The sequence below is a fragment of the Streptomyces sp. NPDC005263 genome (assembly GCF_042872365.1).
Classification (GTDB): Bacteria; Actinomycetota; Actinomycetes; order Streptomycetales; family Streptomycetaceae; genus Streptomyces.
In genome coordinates this window covers 623,902-639,852 of the sequence record NZ_JBIAKJ010000002.1, presented here as the reverse complement: position 1 = coordinate 639,852, position 15,951 = coordinate 623,902, and the positions used below count along the sequence as shown (strand labels likewise).

Here is a 15,951-nt window from a genome sequence, read left to right as displayed (position 1 = left end):
TCGTTGTCCATGTGCGCGAGGGCGCGCTCCAGCCAGGCCACCAGGTCACCCTCGACTTCGGCGCGGTTGGTCTCGTTGAACAGCTCGTGCCGTGCTTCGGGGTATATGCGGTCGCTTTCGGGTCGACCCGGGCCCCTGGCGCGGTGTGGCAGCAGGCCGACGCGCAGCGGCTGCCGTTCCCGGACGGAGGCCTCGACCTGGTGGTCTGCCAGTTCGGCGTGATGTTCTTTCCCGACCGCATCGAGACCTTCACCGAGGTCCGCGGGGTGCTGGCCCCGGGCGGCCGGTTCCTGTTCAACACCTGGGGCCCGCTCGGGACGCACGCCTTCGAAGTCGCGCTGCAGGCCGGGCTGGAGCGGGCCTTCCCGGTCGAGCCGCCACGGTTCTTCCAGACGGTTCCGCACGGCTATGCCGACCCCGCTGTCGTGACCGCTGATCTGGCGGCCGCCGGGTTCGCTGTCGAGGACGAGGAGGAGCTGACGCTTCAGGGCCGGGCCGCGTCGACCGCCGACCTTGCCACTGGGTACCTCACCGGGACTCCGGTGCGCGCGGCCGTTGAGGAGCGCGGCGGCGGACCGGCCGTCCGGACCACCGTCATCGAAGAGATGACGGCCCGTCTGGGCGCGGGGCCGGTCACCGCCCCCATGACGGCGTACGTCTTCCGTGCCGCGGCCTGAACGCAGGACGCGCCCGCGCAGAGGATGAGCCGCTGCCCCTCATCGTCATCGATCTCCCGGACATGTACGCGGACAGGATGTGGGGTTGGTCCTCGGTCGCTGTTGCCACCAGCGGACGAGCGCCCGACGAGGCACATGGCTCCTTGCCCGTGGGGAGAGCGGCAAGCGGTCACGCGGTGAACGTCGCCACCAACCAGCCGTCGGCGCCGCCCGGCCGGGCGGAGAAGCGGCGCAGTCCCCCGTTCCCGTCGATCCAGTAGAGGGTGCGGCCAGGTGTGGAGCGCACCGCACCAGGGGCGGTGCTGGATGGGCCTGCGAAGACCGTGACGGGGACGCCGTCCACTCTCTCCTGGCTGAGACGGCGTGCGCCGCTGTGGAGCAGCAGTTGGGCGTTGTCGGGCCGGTCGGCGGCCAGGTTGAGCAGCAAGAGCAGACTGGTGTCCATGGGGGAGGCGTGGGCGGTGAGCGCGCGCTGGGTCCAGCCGTCGCGGGGTGGGTGCGTGGGGAGGGGGCCGGTCCAGTCGTACTGGACCGAGACGGTGGTGCGGTCCCAGCGCAGCAGGTGGCGTCCGTGTTCCAGTACGCCGCCGTTGCCTTGGAGGACGGCGAGCCCGGTCCCGTGGCGCCAGTCGAGGCGGCCGGTGAGCTGGGCGGAGTGTCCCTGGAACGGGATGTCGGCCGTGACCTGGGTGGAGCCGCGCCGGTAGTTGGTGAACCGGGTCAGGGCGAGCAGTTCGGCCTGAGGGGTGGTCAGGGCGGGGTCGGTCGTCGCGGAGACGGGGGCGGGGGCGGGGGCGGGGGGCTTGTCGTCGGTGCAGGCTGTGCCGCCGAGCAGGACCACGAGGGTGAGCGCGACACCCCGGGCGGAAACGGCTCGCGGAGCGTGTCGGCGTGGAAGTCTCATCGGGCGGTCGCGTCGTGGCGGGGACGTGTGGCGAGCAGGTCCGGGGCGGGGAGGGGTACGCGGCCGGTTCGGACATCGCCGGGCAGATGAAGGGCGGGGGTGGGGGATGCGGTGCGCGCGTGCGGGAGTTGTGGCTGGGCGGGGGGCGGGGCCACGTCCAGGAAGGCGATTCCGGCTGGTGGCGGTGCGGTGCGGGTGGAAGGCGCCGTTGCGGAGGTCCGGCTGTTTCCAGCGGGGCAGGGCGCGGTGCGGGTGAGGTCTTCCGGGAGGGTGCGGTGGAGGGTGTTGCCATGCAGGCAGTTTCCCTGGCCGGGGGCGCGGGCGGAGGCCTGGTAGGTGATGTCGACCGCGTTGGCGGACAGGGTGTTGTCCTTCAGTCTGTTGCCCAGGGGAGGCACGTCCTCGTGCGAGGTGAGCACGATGCCGGCGCGTGAGTTCCCGGTGACGCGGTTGCGGAGAAGCGTGTTGTGCTGCCCGCCGGCGATGCCGATGCCGATCCCGAAGCCGCCGTCGGCCTGCTCGGGTGTGTCGGGGGCGTTGTTGTCGGAGACAAGGTTGCCGGCGACCACGCCGCCGGTTTGTGGTACGTAGGCTTCCTGGTAGTCGGTGTCGACGGTCATGCCGACCCGGTTGCGGGTGAAGCGGTTGCGCAGCACCCAGATGGGTCCGCTGGCGTTGGTGCCTTCGTAGCCGATGGCGTTGCGGTCGGCGATGTTGTCCTGGACGAGGATGTGGCAGGGCTTGCACTGGCCCACGTAGAGGCCTGAGTCGGCGCTGCCGGAGGCGTAGTTGCGCTCGAGCACCCCGTGCTGGGCGTTGAAGGCGTAGATGCCGTAGAGGCCGTTGGCGTGGGCGGTGACGTAGCGGACGCGGAAGCCGTCGAGGGGAGGGAAGCGGGCCGGGTCGAGGGGCTGGTAGCCGTCGCTGCCGCGGGCGAGTCCGCCGTCGGCGTCGCTCATGCCGGTGACCAGAACTCCGTTGAGGAGGTGGTTGCGGACGGTGAGGTTCTCCACGGAGACGCCGGCGGCGGTGACGACGATGCCGTTGGAGCGTCGGCCCTGGCCGTCGATGACGACGCGGTTGCGGTCGGTGCCCCGGAGCACCACGCGGTCGGTGCGCACCTGGACGCTCTCGTGGTACACGCCGGGTGAGACGAGTACCAGGTCGCCGGGGCGGGCCAGCGTGAGGGCGGCGCTGATGGTGGCCGCCTGGGCCGGCACGCGGATGGTGGCGGGCCGGGCCGTGCGGGCAGAGGCGTGACCGTCGTCGGTGGTGGACGGCCCCGAGCAGCCGCCGCACAGGAGCACGGCAGCCAGCGCGCCGGCCAACGTCGCGGCACGCCAACGGCCGTGCGCCCGGCGGGCGATGAGCGGCATCATGTGCGGTTTCTTCCGATCCGTATGGGCAGCAGCTTTAGCTTAAAGTGCTCGAATGACCACGGAAAGTACTCGGTTGGGTGAATCAGGTACACAGGAGCGGCTGTCGCGACGCCGGGCGCTGGTGAGGGGTACGGCGGCCACGGTGGCTGCCGGGATCACCGGATACGCGGTCGGTGCGCGGGGACGGCCGGCCCCTTCCCCGGACGACGCCTCTCCGGCGTCTTCCGCGCCGGAGAGGGTGACCGTGTCCGCTCGGGGCAGTCGCCAGGCCGGGGTGGACCGTCCGGTGCAGCCCCAGCAGCACGTGGCCCTGTCGGTGTACGACCTGCCCGCGGCCGCACACCCGAACACGCTCAGTGTGCGCCGGAACGGGAGGCTGCTCGCCGAACTCGGCACACGCGTCCTGACGCTCACCACACACGGCGGCGATGCCACCCTCGGCGGCTTCCCGCCAGGGGACCTCACGGTCACCGTCGGGGTGGGCCCGCGCGTCGTGACCGCCGTGGACAGCCGCCTGCCCGGAGCCCGTGAACTCCCCCGTTTCGCCCGGGAAGAGATGCCGGACTCGGCCCGGGGCGGCGACCTGATGGTCCAGGTCTGCGCGTCCGACCCGCAGGTGGTGACGCTGGCCGACGGCGCCCTGAGAGCCTGGCTTCAGGAGCACTCGGCGGTGCCGGGCTGGGCCCAGCAGGGTTTCCGGCCCCCCGCCCGGCCCGGACCTGCCGAGCAGCGGGTACCGATGCGCAACCTGCTGGGCTTCCTGGACGGGATGGTGGTGCCGCGCACCCCTGCGGAGCTGGAGCGAGAGGTGTGGCTTCCCGGCCCGGCCCGGGTACGGGGCGGCACGGTCGCGGTGGTGCGGCGCCTGCGGCTGGACGTGGCACGCTTCCTCGCCGAGGACCTCGCGGACCAGGAGCGGACCATCGGTCGGCGCCGCGAGGACGGTGCGCCGCTCAGCGGCGGCGGCCCGGACACGCCCATGGATCTGGGAGCGAAGTCCGCGCAAGGCCGGTACCTGGTTCCGGCCATGGCGCACGCGCGGCGTGCCCACCCGAACGGCACGGGCAGCGGGCTGATGCTGCGGCGTGGCTACAGCTACGCCAACGGGCCGGAGGACCGCGGCCTGCTGTTCATCTGCTTCCAGCGTGAACTGCGCACCTTCGTGGCGACGCAGCAGCGCCTGGACGACGGCGACGACCTGTCCGCCTTCGCCACAGCCACCGCCTCCGGCACCTTTCTCGTCCTGCCGGGCTTCTCGGCCGAACGTCCGCTCGGTGCGCCACTGTTCTCCTGAACCGGGTGAGAAACAGGAGGATCCGGGCCGCCGTACGGGCGCGGCCCGGATCCTCCCAGGTGGCTCGGCGGCTGTCAGGTGCCTGCCCACATCCCGGCGTCGAGGTCATGGTCGACCGAGCCGGGCGGACCGGTCGTCACCCTCGCGACGGCCGTCGGGGCTTGTTCGTCGCCGCCGGCCGGCTCGGCGTCCGAGTTGGTCGCCGGGTTACTGCCCGTGGTGCGCGTCCACATCAGGTCGGCGATGGTGATGCCGCCCGGCAGGTTGCTGGTGTCGGCGGTGGACTTGTCGAACTCCACCGTGTAGTCGGTGTTCGGCAGGAGCCCGTCGCGGTGGTCGAAGTAGTACTCGCCCTTGGCGTCGGTCTTCTTCGTCGCGACGACCCGCCCGGTCGAGTCCTTGAGGGTGACGGTCACACCCTCGATGCCGAGGGTTTCGTCGTACCTGGCGTTCTGGGTGCCGCCGCCGTCGTCCAGCCAGACCCGGTTGCCGATCTGCACCGGCGGGTCATCACACAGCAGTTCCAGGTCGCCCAGGCCATTGGCCTTGCCGAAGCCGCCGTCGGTGGCGTAGACGACCCCGAACCCGTCCCGGGTCGCGTCACGGTGGCCCGTCGTGCGGTCGAACCACCCGGTCCCGCCGGAGTTGATGGTTCGATACGGGTCCAGGAAGGTGCTGGCGATCGTGTCCTGCTGCATCGGCAGCGCGAGCGCGCCCCACGCCGTCTCGCGATGGCCGGTCCCGGTGTAGTAGGTGTCGCCGGTGAACCACTCGTTGCCGCCGCGGGGACGGGGGCAGTCGGCGCTGCCCTCCCAGTGGTAGGTGCTGTCGGACTTGCGGCAGACCTTGATGATGTCGCCGCCGGTGACGGTGCTCTCCACGGGGCCGCTGGGGTTGGCGTTGGGAATCACCAGCCCGGACTGGTCGCCGAACCGGTCGCGGAAGCCCAGGACCAGGCCGCCGTCACGCTCGATCTCGATGTCGCTGAGCATCGGCTGCGGGTAGGTCACGTTCCCCATGGGGAACTGGGCCAGGTTGTCCCGCGTCCACGGCTTCCAGTCGCCCGGCGTGGGATCGTTCGCCGGGTCGCGGGGGAAGTTCAGTGGTTCGTCGACGATGGGCGCGGCGCCGAACGTGGCAGTGGCCGGGTTGTACGTCCACACCACCGCCCGCAGCTTGGTGACATCCTGTGTGCTCTCGGCGGAGCAGACGCCGCCCACGTACACCACACCGTCACGCACACCCAGCCCCATCGGCCGCCAGTCACCAGGAGGAGAGCAGGCGGAATCCGGGATCTGGACGGGAGCGCGCTTGGGTGCGCCGGCGGTGGCCTGCGTCGCGTCGTAGGTGTAGAGATTGCCGTCGTTCATGTTGACGACGTACAGCTCCGAGCCGTCCGAGGAGATCTCGATGTCGCCGAGGGACTCCTTGCCGGGCCGGTTGGAGAACGGGGCGTCCACCCGGTTGCCCTGGTTGTGGGCGGTGGTTCCCGCGTTCGGCACCGTCGCGAACACGCTGGTGGCGCCGGTGGTCCGGTCGGTCACGTAGATCGCACCCTGGCCGCCGGGTCCGTACTCGGTGTGGCGTTTGGCGTAGGCACCGGAGAAGAGCCGCTTGTCCTTCTTGCGGTAGGCCAGCCCGTACAAAGCGCCGGTGTCCGTGACCGTGGCGATCGTCGTCGGGTTCGTCGTGCTGCCCTGGGTGTCACCGCGGGAGTTGTACGGGAAGGTGACGAGCGTCTTCTGGCCCGGCTTGGTCGCCGCCTGCTGGCAGGCCGTGACCAGGGTCGGGTTGTCCTGGCAGTAGTCCTCGGGATTCCACACGGCCAGGTTGAGCGTGGCGTCCTGTCCCTCTTCCATGTCCACGAAGTTCAGGTGGGAGGACAGTCCCGTGCCGGCGAACGCCGGTTGCAGGAACCCCTGGCCGGTGGCTTGGTTGTACTTGTTCGGCCAGTCGATCAGCTCGACCTTGTACTTGCCCCTGGAGCGTCTCCAGGTGTCGAAGTCGATCGTGATGGTCCCGTCGGGACCGACCGGATAGGTCCGCGTCTCCCCTGAATGGTCGCTCGTGACGCGAATGGTCGCGCCGGCCAAGGCGGTCTGGATCTGCGGGTTGAGAGTGCCCTTCGCGGCGAACTCCCTTAACACATTGACCGTCAGCTTGCCCTCGCCCGGTTGGGCGGAGGCCGGCGTGGCGGGGGCCAGCATGAGCCCGGCACAGCTCAGTGCCAACACCGCCCGCCAGGCTGTTCGTCTGATCACGTAATCCCCATCTCTGCCTCGAACTCGCCATGGAGTGGGTCCCTGAGCGACTTCCGCTCGGAGCACCGGGTGTTCAGTGGCCTTCGGCAGGACAGGCGCAGGTCAGGCCTCGGATTCCAGGCCGGTTATTAGCCCCAGGACAACGCGACCACCCTCGCCCCACCACAGCCGCACCACTAGCTCAGAGTAACAACTAGAACACTGACAGTGACTATCGGCCGAATGGGTGACCCCCTGCCCGCTGACGGGGGGCAGCAGCCCGGCACCTTGGGGATCACGCGCCTCCGCCGCGCGCGCCGCCGAACCCGGTCGCACACCCGTACCCCTGTAGATTCGCCGCACGACCTGAGGAGATCCGCGATGTCCGACCGCCGCACAGTTCTGTTCGTGACCGACCTCGCCTACCAAGCCCGGGGCCGGCGCTACTGCGACGAGGACATCTACCTGACCTCCCGACTGCGGGACGCCTTCGACATCGCCCTGTGCCACCCGCTGGACGCCGCCTCACTGATGGACGCCTTCGACGGAGTAGTGGTCCGTAACAGCGGACCTGTACTGCACTACCAGAAGGAGTACGACGCTTTCCGGGAACAGGCCACAGCCCGCGGCACCCGGATCTACAACCCGCTGTCCGGCCGGGGCGACATGGCCGGTAAGCAGTACCTGCTGGACCTGACCGCCGCCGGATTCCCGGTCATCCCCACCATCGACCGGCCCGAGGACCTGCAACTGCTGCCCGAGGTCGGCCAGTACGCGGTCAAGCCGAAGGCAGGCGCGGACTCCATCGGCCTGACCTTCGTACCCGGGAAGCAACTGGACGACCTCGCCTACGGCGACATCCTCGTCCAACCGCGCGTCGACTTCCGCTACGAGGTGTCCTTCTACTACGTCGACGACGCCTTCCAGTACGCCCTCCACGCCCCCGACCCCGAGCGGCGCTGGGTCCTCGAACTCTACGAGCCCACCGACGCCGACCTCGCCTTCGCCCGGCGCTTCATCGACTGGAACACCCTCGACCACGGCATCCAGCGCGTGGACGCCTGCCGCACCCAGGACGACGAACTGCTCCTCGTCGAACTGGAGGACCTCAACCCGTACTTGTCCCTGGACCTGATCCCCGAACGGACCCGTGACTCGTTCGTGGAGAGCATGACGTCGTCCCTCCACCGGTTCCTGGACAGCCGCATGGGATGACGCCCTGACCGACGAGGACAAGCGGGACCTGACCGGCCGCGGCCTGAACTCCAGCGCCCACTTGCGGCTCAGCCGCGTGGCCCCGCGCCGTGCAGGAGGGTGTCGATGACGAGCGTGGCCAGTGCGTCCGGGTCCTGTGCGGCAGGGCCCTGCTCCGCGCCGGGTCTGTTGATGGCCTCACTGAGGAGGGCGTAGTACACCTGCTTCGTCCACTCCAGGTCGGCATCCGGGGCGAGCAGCCCCTCGCGCCGCGCCCGATTCATGAGATGGACGGTGTGGGTGTCGATCTCGTCCCAGAGGGCGGCTGCGGCGGGGGTGTGAGCCGTGGCGTGATTGAGGGTGAAGCGCCAGGTGTTCTTGACCCGCAGGACGTTCGCCGTCACTCGGTACAGCGCCACCAGTGCGGGAGCGGCGTCCGGCCGGGCTTCCTCGATGGCGTCGATGAGCTGCTGCTTCGCGGAGACTGCGAGCGCCTCCAGCAGGGCCTGCCGGTTCGCGAACCGGCGGTGAACGGTGATCCTGGTCAGCCCCGCCGCCTCGGCGACCTGCTCCATGGAGGCGCCGGCGTCCTGGGCGAACACCTGCTCCGCCGCCTCCAGAATCGCGCGCACACTGCGCTCGGCATCCGCCCGCAGCGCTCGGCCCATGTCTGCCTCCTGTCTGGTTCGCCAACCCGGTCCCTCGTACAGGATACGTGAGTGCTACCAGTACCCGATTAATTGATACTTTGCTGTTGCTGTTAAGCGAGAAGCTGATACATTGGTGAAGCTGATTGAGGCTCGCTAGCCACCGGCACCGCGATCCCTCCCTCACCGCAAGGACGACGTCAACCCGACGTCAACCCCAGCAGTCAGGAGCCCCCAATGGCGACAACACGACCGGTAGCCCTCGTGACAGGCGCGTCCTCCGGCATCGGAAGAGCAGCCGCCCTCGCGCTGGCCGCGGCAGGCCACGAGGTGATCGGCACCAGCCGCAACACCGCGCACGTCACCCCGCTCACGGGCGTGACCTTCCTCGACCTCGACGTCACCAGCGACGCGTCGGTGACCGCGGCGGTCGGAGAGGTGATCGACCGGTTCGGACGCATCGACGTCCTGGTCAACAACGCCGGCATCGGCTCTGCGGGCGCGGCGGAGGAAAGCTCCGCCCGGCAGGCCCAAGGCCTCTTCGACATCAACGTCCTCGGCGTCATCCGCATGACCAACGCCGTCCTGCCCCACATGCGCGCCGGGCGCAGAGGACGCGTCATCAACATCTCGTCCATCGTCGGGTTCATGCCGCAGCCCTACATGGCCGTCTACGCCGCTTCCAAGCACGCCGTCGAGGGCTACTCCGAGTCCGTCGACCACGAGGTCCGCGAGCACGGCGTGCGGGTCCTGCTCGTCGAACCCGCCTGGACCAGCACCGCGTTCGACGCGGCCAGCGTCCGCCCCGACCAGCCCCTGGACGTGTACGCCCACCAGCGCCACGTCTTCGAGGAGTACATGGCCCAGGCCGTCAGGGACGGCGACGACCCCTCCGTCGTCGCCAAGAAGATCGTCGCGGCGGCGACCGATTCCAAGCCCAAGCTGCGCTACACCGCCGGCGCCATCACCGGACGCGTCCGCACCATGCGCCGCATGGTCCCCTCCCGCATGTTCGACCAGCAGCTGCGCAAGCTCAACCGCCTGCCCGCCGCCTGACGTTCGGCACCCGCCTCCAGAAACAACGACAGGAAAGCGAGGCTCTACATGAGCACCTATCAGGCAGACGCTGCCGAGGACCTCACCGTCGACGGTCCCTCCGCGACCTTCACCTACCGGCGCCTCGGCCCGACCGGCGGCACCCCGCTGGTCCTTCTGAACCGGGTCCGGGGAACCCTCGACTGGTGGGACCCGGAGCTCCTGGACCACCTGGCCGCCGAGCACGACGTGATCGTGTTCGACAACGTCGGCACCGGCTACACCACCGGCACCCCGCGCGACTCCATCGAGTCACTCGCCGACGGCACCGTCGAGTTCATCGAGGCCCTCGGCCTCACGCAGGTCGACCTGCTCGGCTGGACGCTGGGCGGCACCGTCGCCCAGGACATCGCCCGACGACGGCCCGACCTGGTGCGCAGGCTGGTCGTGGCGGCCGCCAACCCCGGCGGCACGGTACCCGGCGCGCCCGACCCCGACCCGAAGGTACGGGCCACCATGACCAAGCCCGAGGTCACGGGGGACGACCTGGTGTTCCTGTTCTTCCCGGAGACGGAGACGGGACGCGCCGCCGGTCACGCCCACCTCGCCAGGGTGGCCACCCGGCTGGCCACCGGGCTCCCGGAGGTGTCCGAGGCGGCGACCATGGGCCAGATCTCCGCGATCGCGAAGGACGCGGCGATTCCCTTCGAGCAGGTGCGAGCGGACCTGGCGACCATCCGCCAGCCCGTCCTGTACGCGACCGGCATGCAGGACGTGATGATCACCCCCCTGGCCTCCTACACCGCCGTGCAGCACCTGCCCCACGCCACTCTCGTCGCCTACAGCGACGCCGGCCACGCCTTCCTCTTCCAGCACGCCAAGGACTTCGCCGCCCAGGTGACGGCCTTCCTCGCCGACTGACCACTGAACGAAGCCCGACATCACGGGAGTCGGAACGCCTCCCCGAACGAGGAGCCCATCGTGGAGTCGACCAGCGATCCGGCGCGCCGCGAGGTCACGCCGCTGGAGTTGTTCTTCGACCTTGTCTACGTCTTCGCGATCGGCCAGCTGTCGCATCAGCTGCTGGCACACCCGACGTGGACCGGCGCCGCCCAGACCCTCGTCCTCTACCTCGCGGTCTACGCGGCGTGGGCGTACACCGCGTGGGCGGTCACCCTCGTCCCGGCCGAGGACCCGCGGACCCGGCGGATGCTGCTGGCGGTCACGCTCGTCGGGCTGTTCATGAACGCCGCGATCCCGCGAGCCTTCGGTGACGCCGGGTGGGTCTTCGTCGTCACGTTCCTGCTGATTCACCTCGGCCGGACGGTATGGCTGCTCGGGGTGGGCCTCGACGAGGTCAACCAGGAGCATTTCGTTCGCGTGCTGGTCTGGTTCGTCGCGGCCGCGCCCCTGTGGCTGACCGGCGCGGCGGTCGACGGCGGCGCGCGGCTGGCATGGTGGGCCGCGGCGCTGACGATCGAGTTGGCGGGCACCTGGACGGCACATCCGCTGCCCGGCCGCCGTCTGCAGTCGCGGCAGGTCGGCTTCGCCGGTGGGCACCTGCTGGAGCGCGGACGCCTGTTCGTGATCATCGCGTTGGGTGAGACGGTCATGACCACCGGCACCGCGCTCACCGCGGCCCCGTACGAGCCGATGACCCTGCTGACCAGCGGTGTGGCACTCACCGGCACGGTCGCGCTGTTCTGGCTGTTCTTCAGCCGCTCCGAGCGCGTCGTACGCCACTTCCAGAGGACCGAGGACCCGATGCGGGCCGCACGCAGCGGCGTCATCAGCCTCATGGCCTCGGTAGCCGGGTTGATCGCCGTGGCCGTGGCCGATGAACGCGTCATCGCCCATCCCCTGGAACACGCCGGTATCACCACGAACTTGCTGTTGTTCGGCGGGCCGGCCCTCTACCTCGTCCCGCAGGCATGGCACGGGGCAACCCTGTTCGACGACCTGCTCTGGTCACGGCTGCTCGCGCTGTCCGCTCTGGTCATCGGCTGCGCCGCCACGACGACGGCCCCGGCGTACCTGTCGGCCGTCATCGCCGCCGCGACCGTCGTCGCCCTGGCCGTGTTCGAAGAGCGCCGGTCGGCGCGGGACGCGCGTGCGACGCCCATCCCCTCAGGCCCCCTGGTCGCCGACAGGAACACCTGACCTACGGCGCCCGCGGGGCGGCCTGCCCGTCGGCGGGGAACATCGGCAGGCCGTTCGGTGAGACCGGCCGTGCCAGGTCAAGAACTTGAGCTGAACGGGGCAGGCTGACAGAAGTACCGCCTTCTGCCGCAGGGCGTCGTCCTCGTCTCAGGTGACGAACTGCCAGGGCTCCCCGGACGGCGCGTTGGACTGGCAACCTCCGCCCCATCGCCGCGCGGATGTTCGCGTCCCGCTCGCCGATCCTCCAGGTCGCGGTCATGGCCTCTGGGTGGCCCGGTGCACGAAAGCGGGCGGGAGGTTCGCCCACACCGCCTTCGAGCGCTCGAGCCGGTCGAAGCGGCAGGCGAGTTCGGCGGTGAAGTGACGGGCGGGCGGGGTCCAGGCCGCGTGCAGATAGGCGAAGGTGGTGAACTGGCCGCCGGGCGCGAGGACTTCGGCCACGGCGTCCAGGATGTGCCCGCGCCGGTCCTGCGGCATGACCGTCCACGGCAGCCCGGAGACCACGGCGTCGACCGGTTCGCCGACCACGGCGGCCAGGTCGGCGGCCGTGTCCTGGACCACGGTCAGCCGAGTGTCGCGCCGAGTGGCCGACAGCCGGGCCGCGAGCACCGGGTTGAGCTCGACCGCGACGAGCCGTGCGTCGGGTGCGAGCCGGGCGAGGATCGCGTCGGTGAACACCCCGGTCCCCGGGCCGAGTTCGGCGACGAGTCGGGCCCGCTCCAAGCCGATGCCCTCGGTCATCGCGTACGCCAGCCGCCGTGAGCTGGCCGCCACGGCACCGGTCATGAGGGGCCGTCTGAGGAACTCGGTGGTGATCGCCATGCCGGCCATGCTGGAAGCGCCCGGGGTGGCCGCACGTCGTATCCCCGGCCGGTGTCCGTACGACTGCGGGAGGACCCCGTGACGCCCGCCAGGACGATGCCGGGGAGCGGGCCCCGGCCGTAGCGTGAGGCGGTGCAACGGCTGATCGAGACCCTGCCACGCCTGCGGCGTGGACATCCGTGGCTGACGGACCTGCTGCTGGTCGTGCTGGTGGCCGTGCCCCCGGGGATCCGCCCGCAGCCGGGCTGGCGCCCCGTCTGGGTACAGGCGGTCGTGTACGTGGCGCTGGTGCTGCCCCTGCTGTGGCGCCGCCACCGGCCGGTGCTGGTCGCGGCCCTGGTGACGGCCGCGTTCTGGGCGCAGTACCTCGGACAGGTGTGGGGACAGGAACCGGGACGCGGTGCCGTCGCCCTGGCCGCGGTCCTGGCCACCCTCACGGTACGCGGCCTGCGCCGCGCCGCCGCGGCGACGGTGATCTGTACCGCCGGCTGCGTAGCGCTGTGGATCCCCGCCTGGCAACGGGACTACGGAGGCCCGGGCGCCCGCGGCGCCTGGCTCACCCCGCTCGCGGTGGGGCTCCTGCTGGCCGGAGCCTGGGTGTTCGGCGAGTACGTCCGTGCCCGGCACGCCTATGCCGCCGAGTTCGAGCGGCGGGCCGCGCTCGCCGAATCGGAGCGACTCGCCCTGGCCCGGGTCGCCGTCGCCGAGGAACGGGCGCGCATCGCCCGCGAGATCCACGACGTCCTCGCGCACAGCGTGAGCGTGATGGTGCTGAACGCCGAGGGCGGCAGGCTGATGCGGCACGCCGACCCCACGGTCGTCGACCGCACCCTCGGCGTCATCAGCGCGACCGGCCGCGAGGCCCTGGACGAACTGCGCCGGCTGCTGGACGTGCTGCGCACCCCCGACACGGACGTCCCCACCGGTGGCCCGGGCCCCGGCCTCGATGACGGTCGGGCCGCCGAGTCCCTCGCGGCCGATCTTCGGCGGCTGGTCGGGCGCCTCAACACGAACGGCACGCGCGCCCGGCTGGACCTGCGTGGAGAGCGGGTCGGCCTCCCGGCGGATCTCACCGCGCAGACGTACCGCATCGTGCAGGAGGCGCTCACCAACATCGTCAAGCACGCGCCGCCGAACGCCACGATCCTCGTACGGGTCGACACCGGTTCCGACGGGCCCGGGCGGCTGGTCCGCGTCCGGGTCGAGAACTCGGCCGGAGCCGGACGGGGAACCGTCCCGGAGCACCCCGCCCCACCGCTCTCCTCCGGTCACGGACTCACCGGCATGCGCGAACGCACCGCCCTGTACGGCGGGAGCGTCGACGCCGGACCCACACCCGACGGGGGCTACCGGGTCACCGCGACCCTGCGTCCCACTCGGCCCGAGTCCAGCGCGGCGACCCCGTGACCGGCCCGACCCCGACCCCGACTCCCGCTCCGGCATCGTCCCGGGTGCTGATCTGCGACGACCAGGAACTGATCCGGATGGGACTGCGCATGGTCGTCGACAGCCAGCCCGACCTCACCGTGGTGGGCGAGGCCGCCGACGGCCACGCGGCGATCACGGGCGTGGCCGCCCTGGAACCGGACCTCGTCCTGATGGACGTACGCATGCCCGGTCTGGACGGGCTGGCCGCGACCGAACACCTCTGCGCGCAGCCCCATGGGCCCAAGATCCTCGTCGTCACCACCTTCGACCTCGACGAGTACGCCTACGCGGCCCTGCGGGCCGGTGCGAACGGCTTCCTCGTCAAGGACGCCCCCGCCGAGGAGATCCTGGTGACCGTCCGGGCGGTGCTGCGGGGCGACGTCATGGTGGCTCCCTCACTCACCCGGCGCCTGGTCGAACGCTTCGTCCGGGACTCCCCCGCGCCCGTGCCGGCCCAGCGCAGCCGCCTGGCCGCGCTCACCGACCGGGAACGGGAAGTCCTCGCCCTGGTCGCCCGGGGGCTGGCCAACGGCGAGATCGCCGGCCGTCTCTTCGTCGGGGAGACGACCGTCAAGACCCACCTCGGCCGCATCCTGACCAAACTCGGCCTCCGCGACCGCGTCCACGCGGTGATCTTCGCCTACGAGAGCGGGCTGATACGGGCCGGGGACTGAACAGCGACGGGCAGAGCGCCAGGCCGCCCATGTCGCCGTGGTTCCCGAACTACTGTTGGTGGGTCCCGCGTTCCTGCCCTGCGCCAGGGTCCAGCAGCCGGCGGGTGGCCGGCGCGCCGACCCGGCAGACGATGCCGTGCAGCGTCGGCGCGGAAGTCCCGCCCTCCGCGTCAGGACACCGTGGCGGACCGGGTGTCAGAGGGGCACAGGGCGGCGGTCATCAGGGCGAGGGCCGCAGGGTCGGCGCCGGCGTCGGTGCCCCAGTCGGTCCAGTCCACGGTGACCTGGCGGGTGCCGTCGAGCGTGTGGAAGGAGATGGTGCGGTAGCCGGGGGTGCCGCCGCCGTGGCCCACGATCGTGCCGCAGGGGAGCGTGGCGATCTCCAGGCCCAGGCCCCAGCCGCCGCCGCTGGGGTCGGCGGTCATCTCGCGCAGCTCGGCCGGGCGCAGGAGACCGCCGCCGAGCAGGGTGCGGAAGAAGCGGTCGAGGTCGGCGGTGGTGGAGATGACCTCGCCCGCGGCGCCGGCGACGGACATGTTGACGGTGGTGTAGTCGACCGCGACGAGTGTCCCGTCCGCTTTCTCCACCGGTTCGTAGCCGTGGGAGTGGGGCCCGGTGATGAAGGGAGAGGAGCCCGGCAGACGGGTGTCCCGGAGTCCGAGGGGCCGGATGACGCGCTGGTCGATCTCGGTGCGGTACGAACGGCCGGTGACCTTTTCGACGATCATGCCGAGCACGATGTAGTCCGTGTTGGAGTAGTGGTGATCGGTGCCCGGCGGGAACAGCAGAGGGCGGTCCCGGTCGCCGTCCTTGACGGCCCGTCGGACCAGCTCGGCCGGGGTCCAGGTGTGGAAGCGGTCACGCGGGGCGTCGCCGTCGAGCAGGCCGTCGGTGTACTCGGGCAGGCCGCTGGCGTGCTGGAGCAGGTCCCGGACCGTGATCCGGTCGCCTCCGGGGGCGGGGACGAGTCCGGGGAGCCACCGCTCGGCGGTGTCGGACAGGCGCAGTCGCCCCTCGCCCACCAGTTGGAGCACCACGGTGGCGGTGAACGTCTTGGTGACGCTTCCGGCGCGGAATCGGCCGTCGCCGGGGGCCGGTTGCCGGCCGCCGATCCTGGACTTGCCGCTGCTGCCGCGCCATACGGCGTCGCCCTGCCGGACCTCGGCGACCGCGCCGATCGCTCCGGTTGCCGTCACCCGGTCCAGCGCCGCCCGCAACGCGGTTCCGTCCGGCACCACGGCAGGTGGTGCGGCGACCGCGCCGCCCGCCGTGGAAACCAGCGCGCACGCCGTCAGCATCGCCAATGTCCCTAATCGTGAGCCCCTCATGGTTCTCCCTCCCTCGCTGTTCCCTGAGATCTCCGTCGGCGTGGACGATGGTGCCCGTCCACGCCGGTACGACGAATCCACCCGGGGGACGAGGGGATTTCCCCGAACAACGGTCCGGCCACCCCGAGGCCGGGATCAGGGGTCCCCCTGGCTTCGCCGTTTCGGTCGG

The 15,951-nt window shown here is 71.0% G+C and carries 14 protein-coding genes; 8 read left to right on the top strand and 6 right to left on the bottom strand.

Translation table 11 applies throughout. From position 1 onward, the window contains the following. Window positions 1-143: 143 nt before the first annotated feature. Complete coding sequence (locus ACFYRY_RS10140) at window positions 144-677, top strand: class I SAM-dependent methyltransferase (protein WP_389142108.1); 534 nt, start codon at window positions 144-146, stop codon at window positions 675-677. Window positions 678-846: 169 nt separating this feature from the next. Here the strand turns inward: ACFYRY_RS10140 and ACFYRY_RS10135 are convergent, their stop codons facing one another. Continuing rightward, window positions 847-1,581, bottom strand: a complete 735-nt coding sequence (locus ACFYRY_RS10135) for a hypothetical protein (protein ID WP_389142106.1) — start codon at window positions 1,579-1,581, stop codon at window positions 847-849. Continuing rightward, window positions 1,578-2,960, bottom strand: coding sequence for a right-handed parallel beta-helix repeat-containing protein (locus ACFYRY_RS10130; RefSeq protein ID WP_389142104.1), 1,383 nt, complete (start codon window positions 2,958-2,960; stop codon window positions 1,578-1,580). The genes ACFYRY_RS10135 and ACFYRY_RS10130 overlap by 4 nt, the downstream gene beginning before the upstream one ends. A gap of 244 nt (window positions 2,961-3,204) precedes the next feature. Between ACFYRY_RS10130 and ACFYRY_RS10125 the strand changes: the two genes are divergently transcribed. Next, the gene (locus ACFYRY_RS10125) at window positions 3,205-4,254 is read left to right on the top strand and encodes a Dyp-type peroxidase (RefSeq protein WP_389142102.1); all 1,050 of its coding nucleotides are present in this window, start codon (window positions 3,205-3,207) and stop codon (window positions 4,252-4,254) included. A 74-nt stretch (window positions 4,255-4,328) separates the two neighbouring features. Here ACFYRY_RS10125 and ACFYRY_RS10120 read toward each other — a convergent pair whose 3' ends face one another. Next, the gene (locus ACFYRY_RS10120) at window positions 4,329-6,515 is read right to left on the bottom strand and encodes an SdrD B-like domain-containing protein (protein ID WP_389142100.1); all 2,187 of its coding nucleotides are present in this window, start codon (window positions 6,513-6,515) and stop codon (window positions 4,329-4,331) included. Between the two features lie 360 nt (window positions 6,516-6,875). Here ACFYRY_RS10120 and ACFYRY_RS10115 point away from each other — a divergent pair, with 360 nt between their 5' ends. Then, entirely contained in the window at window positions 6,876-7,709 is an 834-nt protein-coding gene (locus tag ACFYRY_RS10115) for a hypothetical protein (protein ID WP_389142098.1), read from the top strand. Window positions 7,710-7,777: 68 nt separating this feature from the next. On the opposite strand, the gene ACFYRY_RS10110 is transcribed toward ACFYRY_RS10115, so the two are convergent. Further along, window positions 7,778-8,356, bottom strand: a complete 579-nt coding sequence (locus tag ACFYRY_RS10110) for a TetR/AcrR family transcriptional regulator (protein ID WP_389142096.1) — start codon at window positions 8,354-8,356, stop codon at window positions 7,778-7,780. 216 nt (window positions 8,357-8,572) lie between these two features. Here ACFYRY_RS10110 and ACFYRY_RS10105 point away from each other — a divergent pair, with 216 nt between their 5' ends. From ACFYRY_RS10105 to ACFYRY_RS10095, 3 genes are read left to right on the top strand one after another with little or no spacing between them, the layout of a single operon-like run. Continuing rightward, window positions 8,573-9,391: an oxidoreductase gene (locus tag ACFYRY_RS10105; RefSeq protein WP_389142094.1), complete on the top strand. Its 819-nt coding sequence runs from the start codon at window positions 8,573-8,575 to the stop codon at window positions 9,389-9,391. 48 nt (window positions 9,392-9,439) lie between these two features. After that, the gene (locus ACFYRY_RS10100) at window positions 9,440-10,291 is read left to right on the top strand and encodes an alpha/beta fold hydrolase (protein WP_389142092.1); all 852 of its coding nucleotides are present in this window, start codon (window positions 9,440-9,442) and stop codon (window positions 10,289-10,291) included. 60 nt (window positions 10,292-10,351) lie between these two features. Continuing rightward, the gene (locus ACFYRY_RS10095) at window positions 10,352-11,530 is read left to right on the top strand and encodes a low temperature requirement protein A (protein ID WP_389142090.1); all 1,179 of its coding nucleotides are present in this window, start codon (window positions 10,352-10,354) and stop codon (window positions 11,528-11,530) included. Window positions 11,531-11,785: 255 nt separating this feature from the next. On the opposite strand, the gene ACFYRY_RS10090 is transcribed toward ACFYRY_RS10095, so the two are convergent. Then, window positions 11,786-12,352, bottom strand: a complete 567-nt coding sequence (locus ACFYRY_RS10090) for a class I SAM-dependent methyltransferase (protein ID WP_389142088.1) — start codon at window positions 12,350-12,352, stop codon at window positions 11,786-11,788. A gap of 132 nt (window positions 12,353-12,484) precedes the next feature. Between ACFYRY_RS10090 and ACFYRY_RS10085 the strand changes: the two genes are divergently transcribed. Then, window positions 12,485-13,759 carry a sensor histidine kinase gene (locus ACFYRY_RS10085; protein WP_389142086.1) on the top strand — a complete coding sequence of 425 codons (1,275 nt, stop codon included), beginning with the start codon at window positions 12,485-12,487 and terminating at the stop codon, window positions 13,757-13,759. After that, a complete protein-coding gene (locus tag ACFYRY_RS10080) occupies window positions 13,756-14,454 on the top strand; it encodes a response regulator (protein ID WP_389142084.1) in 699 nt (232 codons plus the stop codon). Before ACFYRY_RS10085 ends, ACFYRY_RS10080 begins: the two co-directional genes overlap by 4 nt. A 170-nt stretch (window positions 14,455-14,624) precedes the next feature. On the opposite strand, the gene ACFYRY_RS10075 is transcribed toward ACFYRY_RS10080, so the two are convergent. After that, window positions 14,625-15,752 carry a serine hydrolase domain-containing protein gene (locus ACFYRY_RS10075; RefSeq protein WP_389142082.1) on the bottom strand — a complete coding sequence of 376 codons (1,128 nt, stop codon included), beginning with the start codon at window positions 15,750-15,752 and terminating at the stop codon, window positions 14,625-14,627. Window positions 15,753-15,951 lie beyond the last annotated feature (199 nt).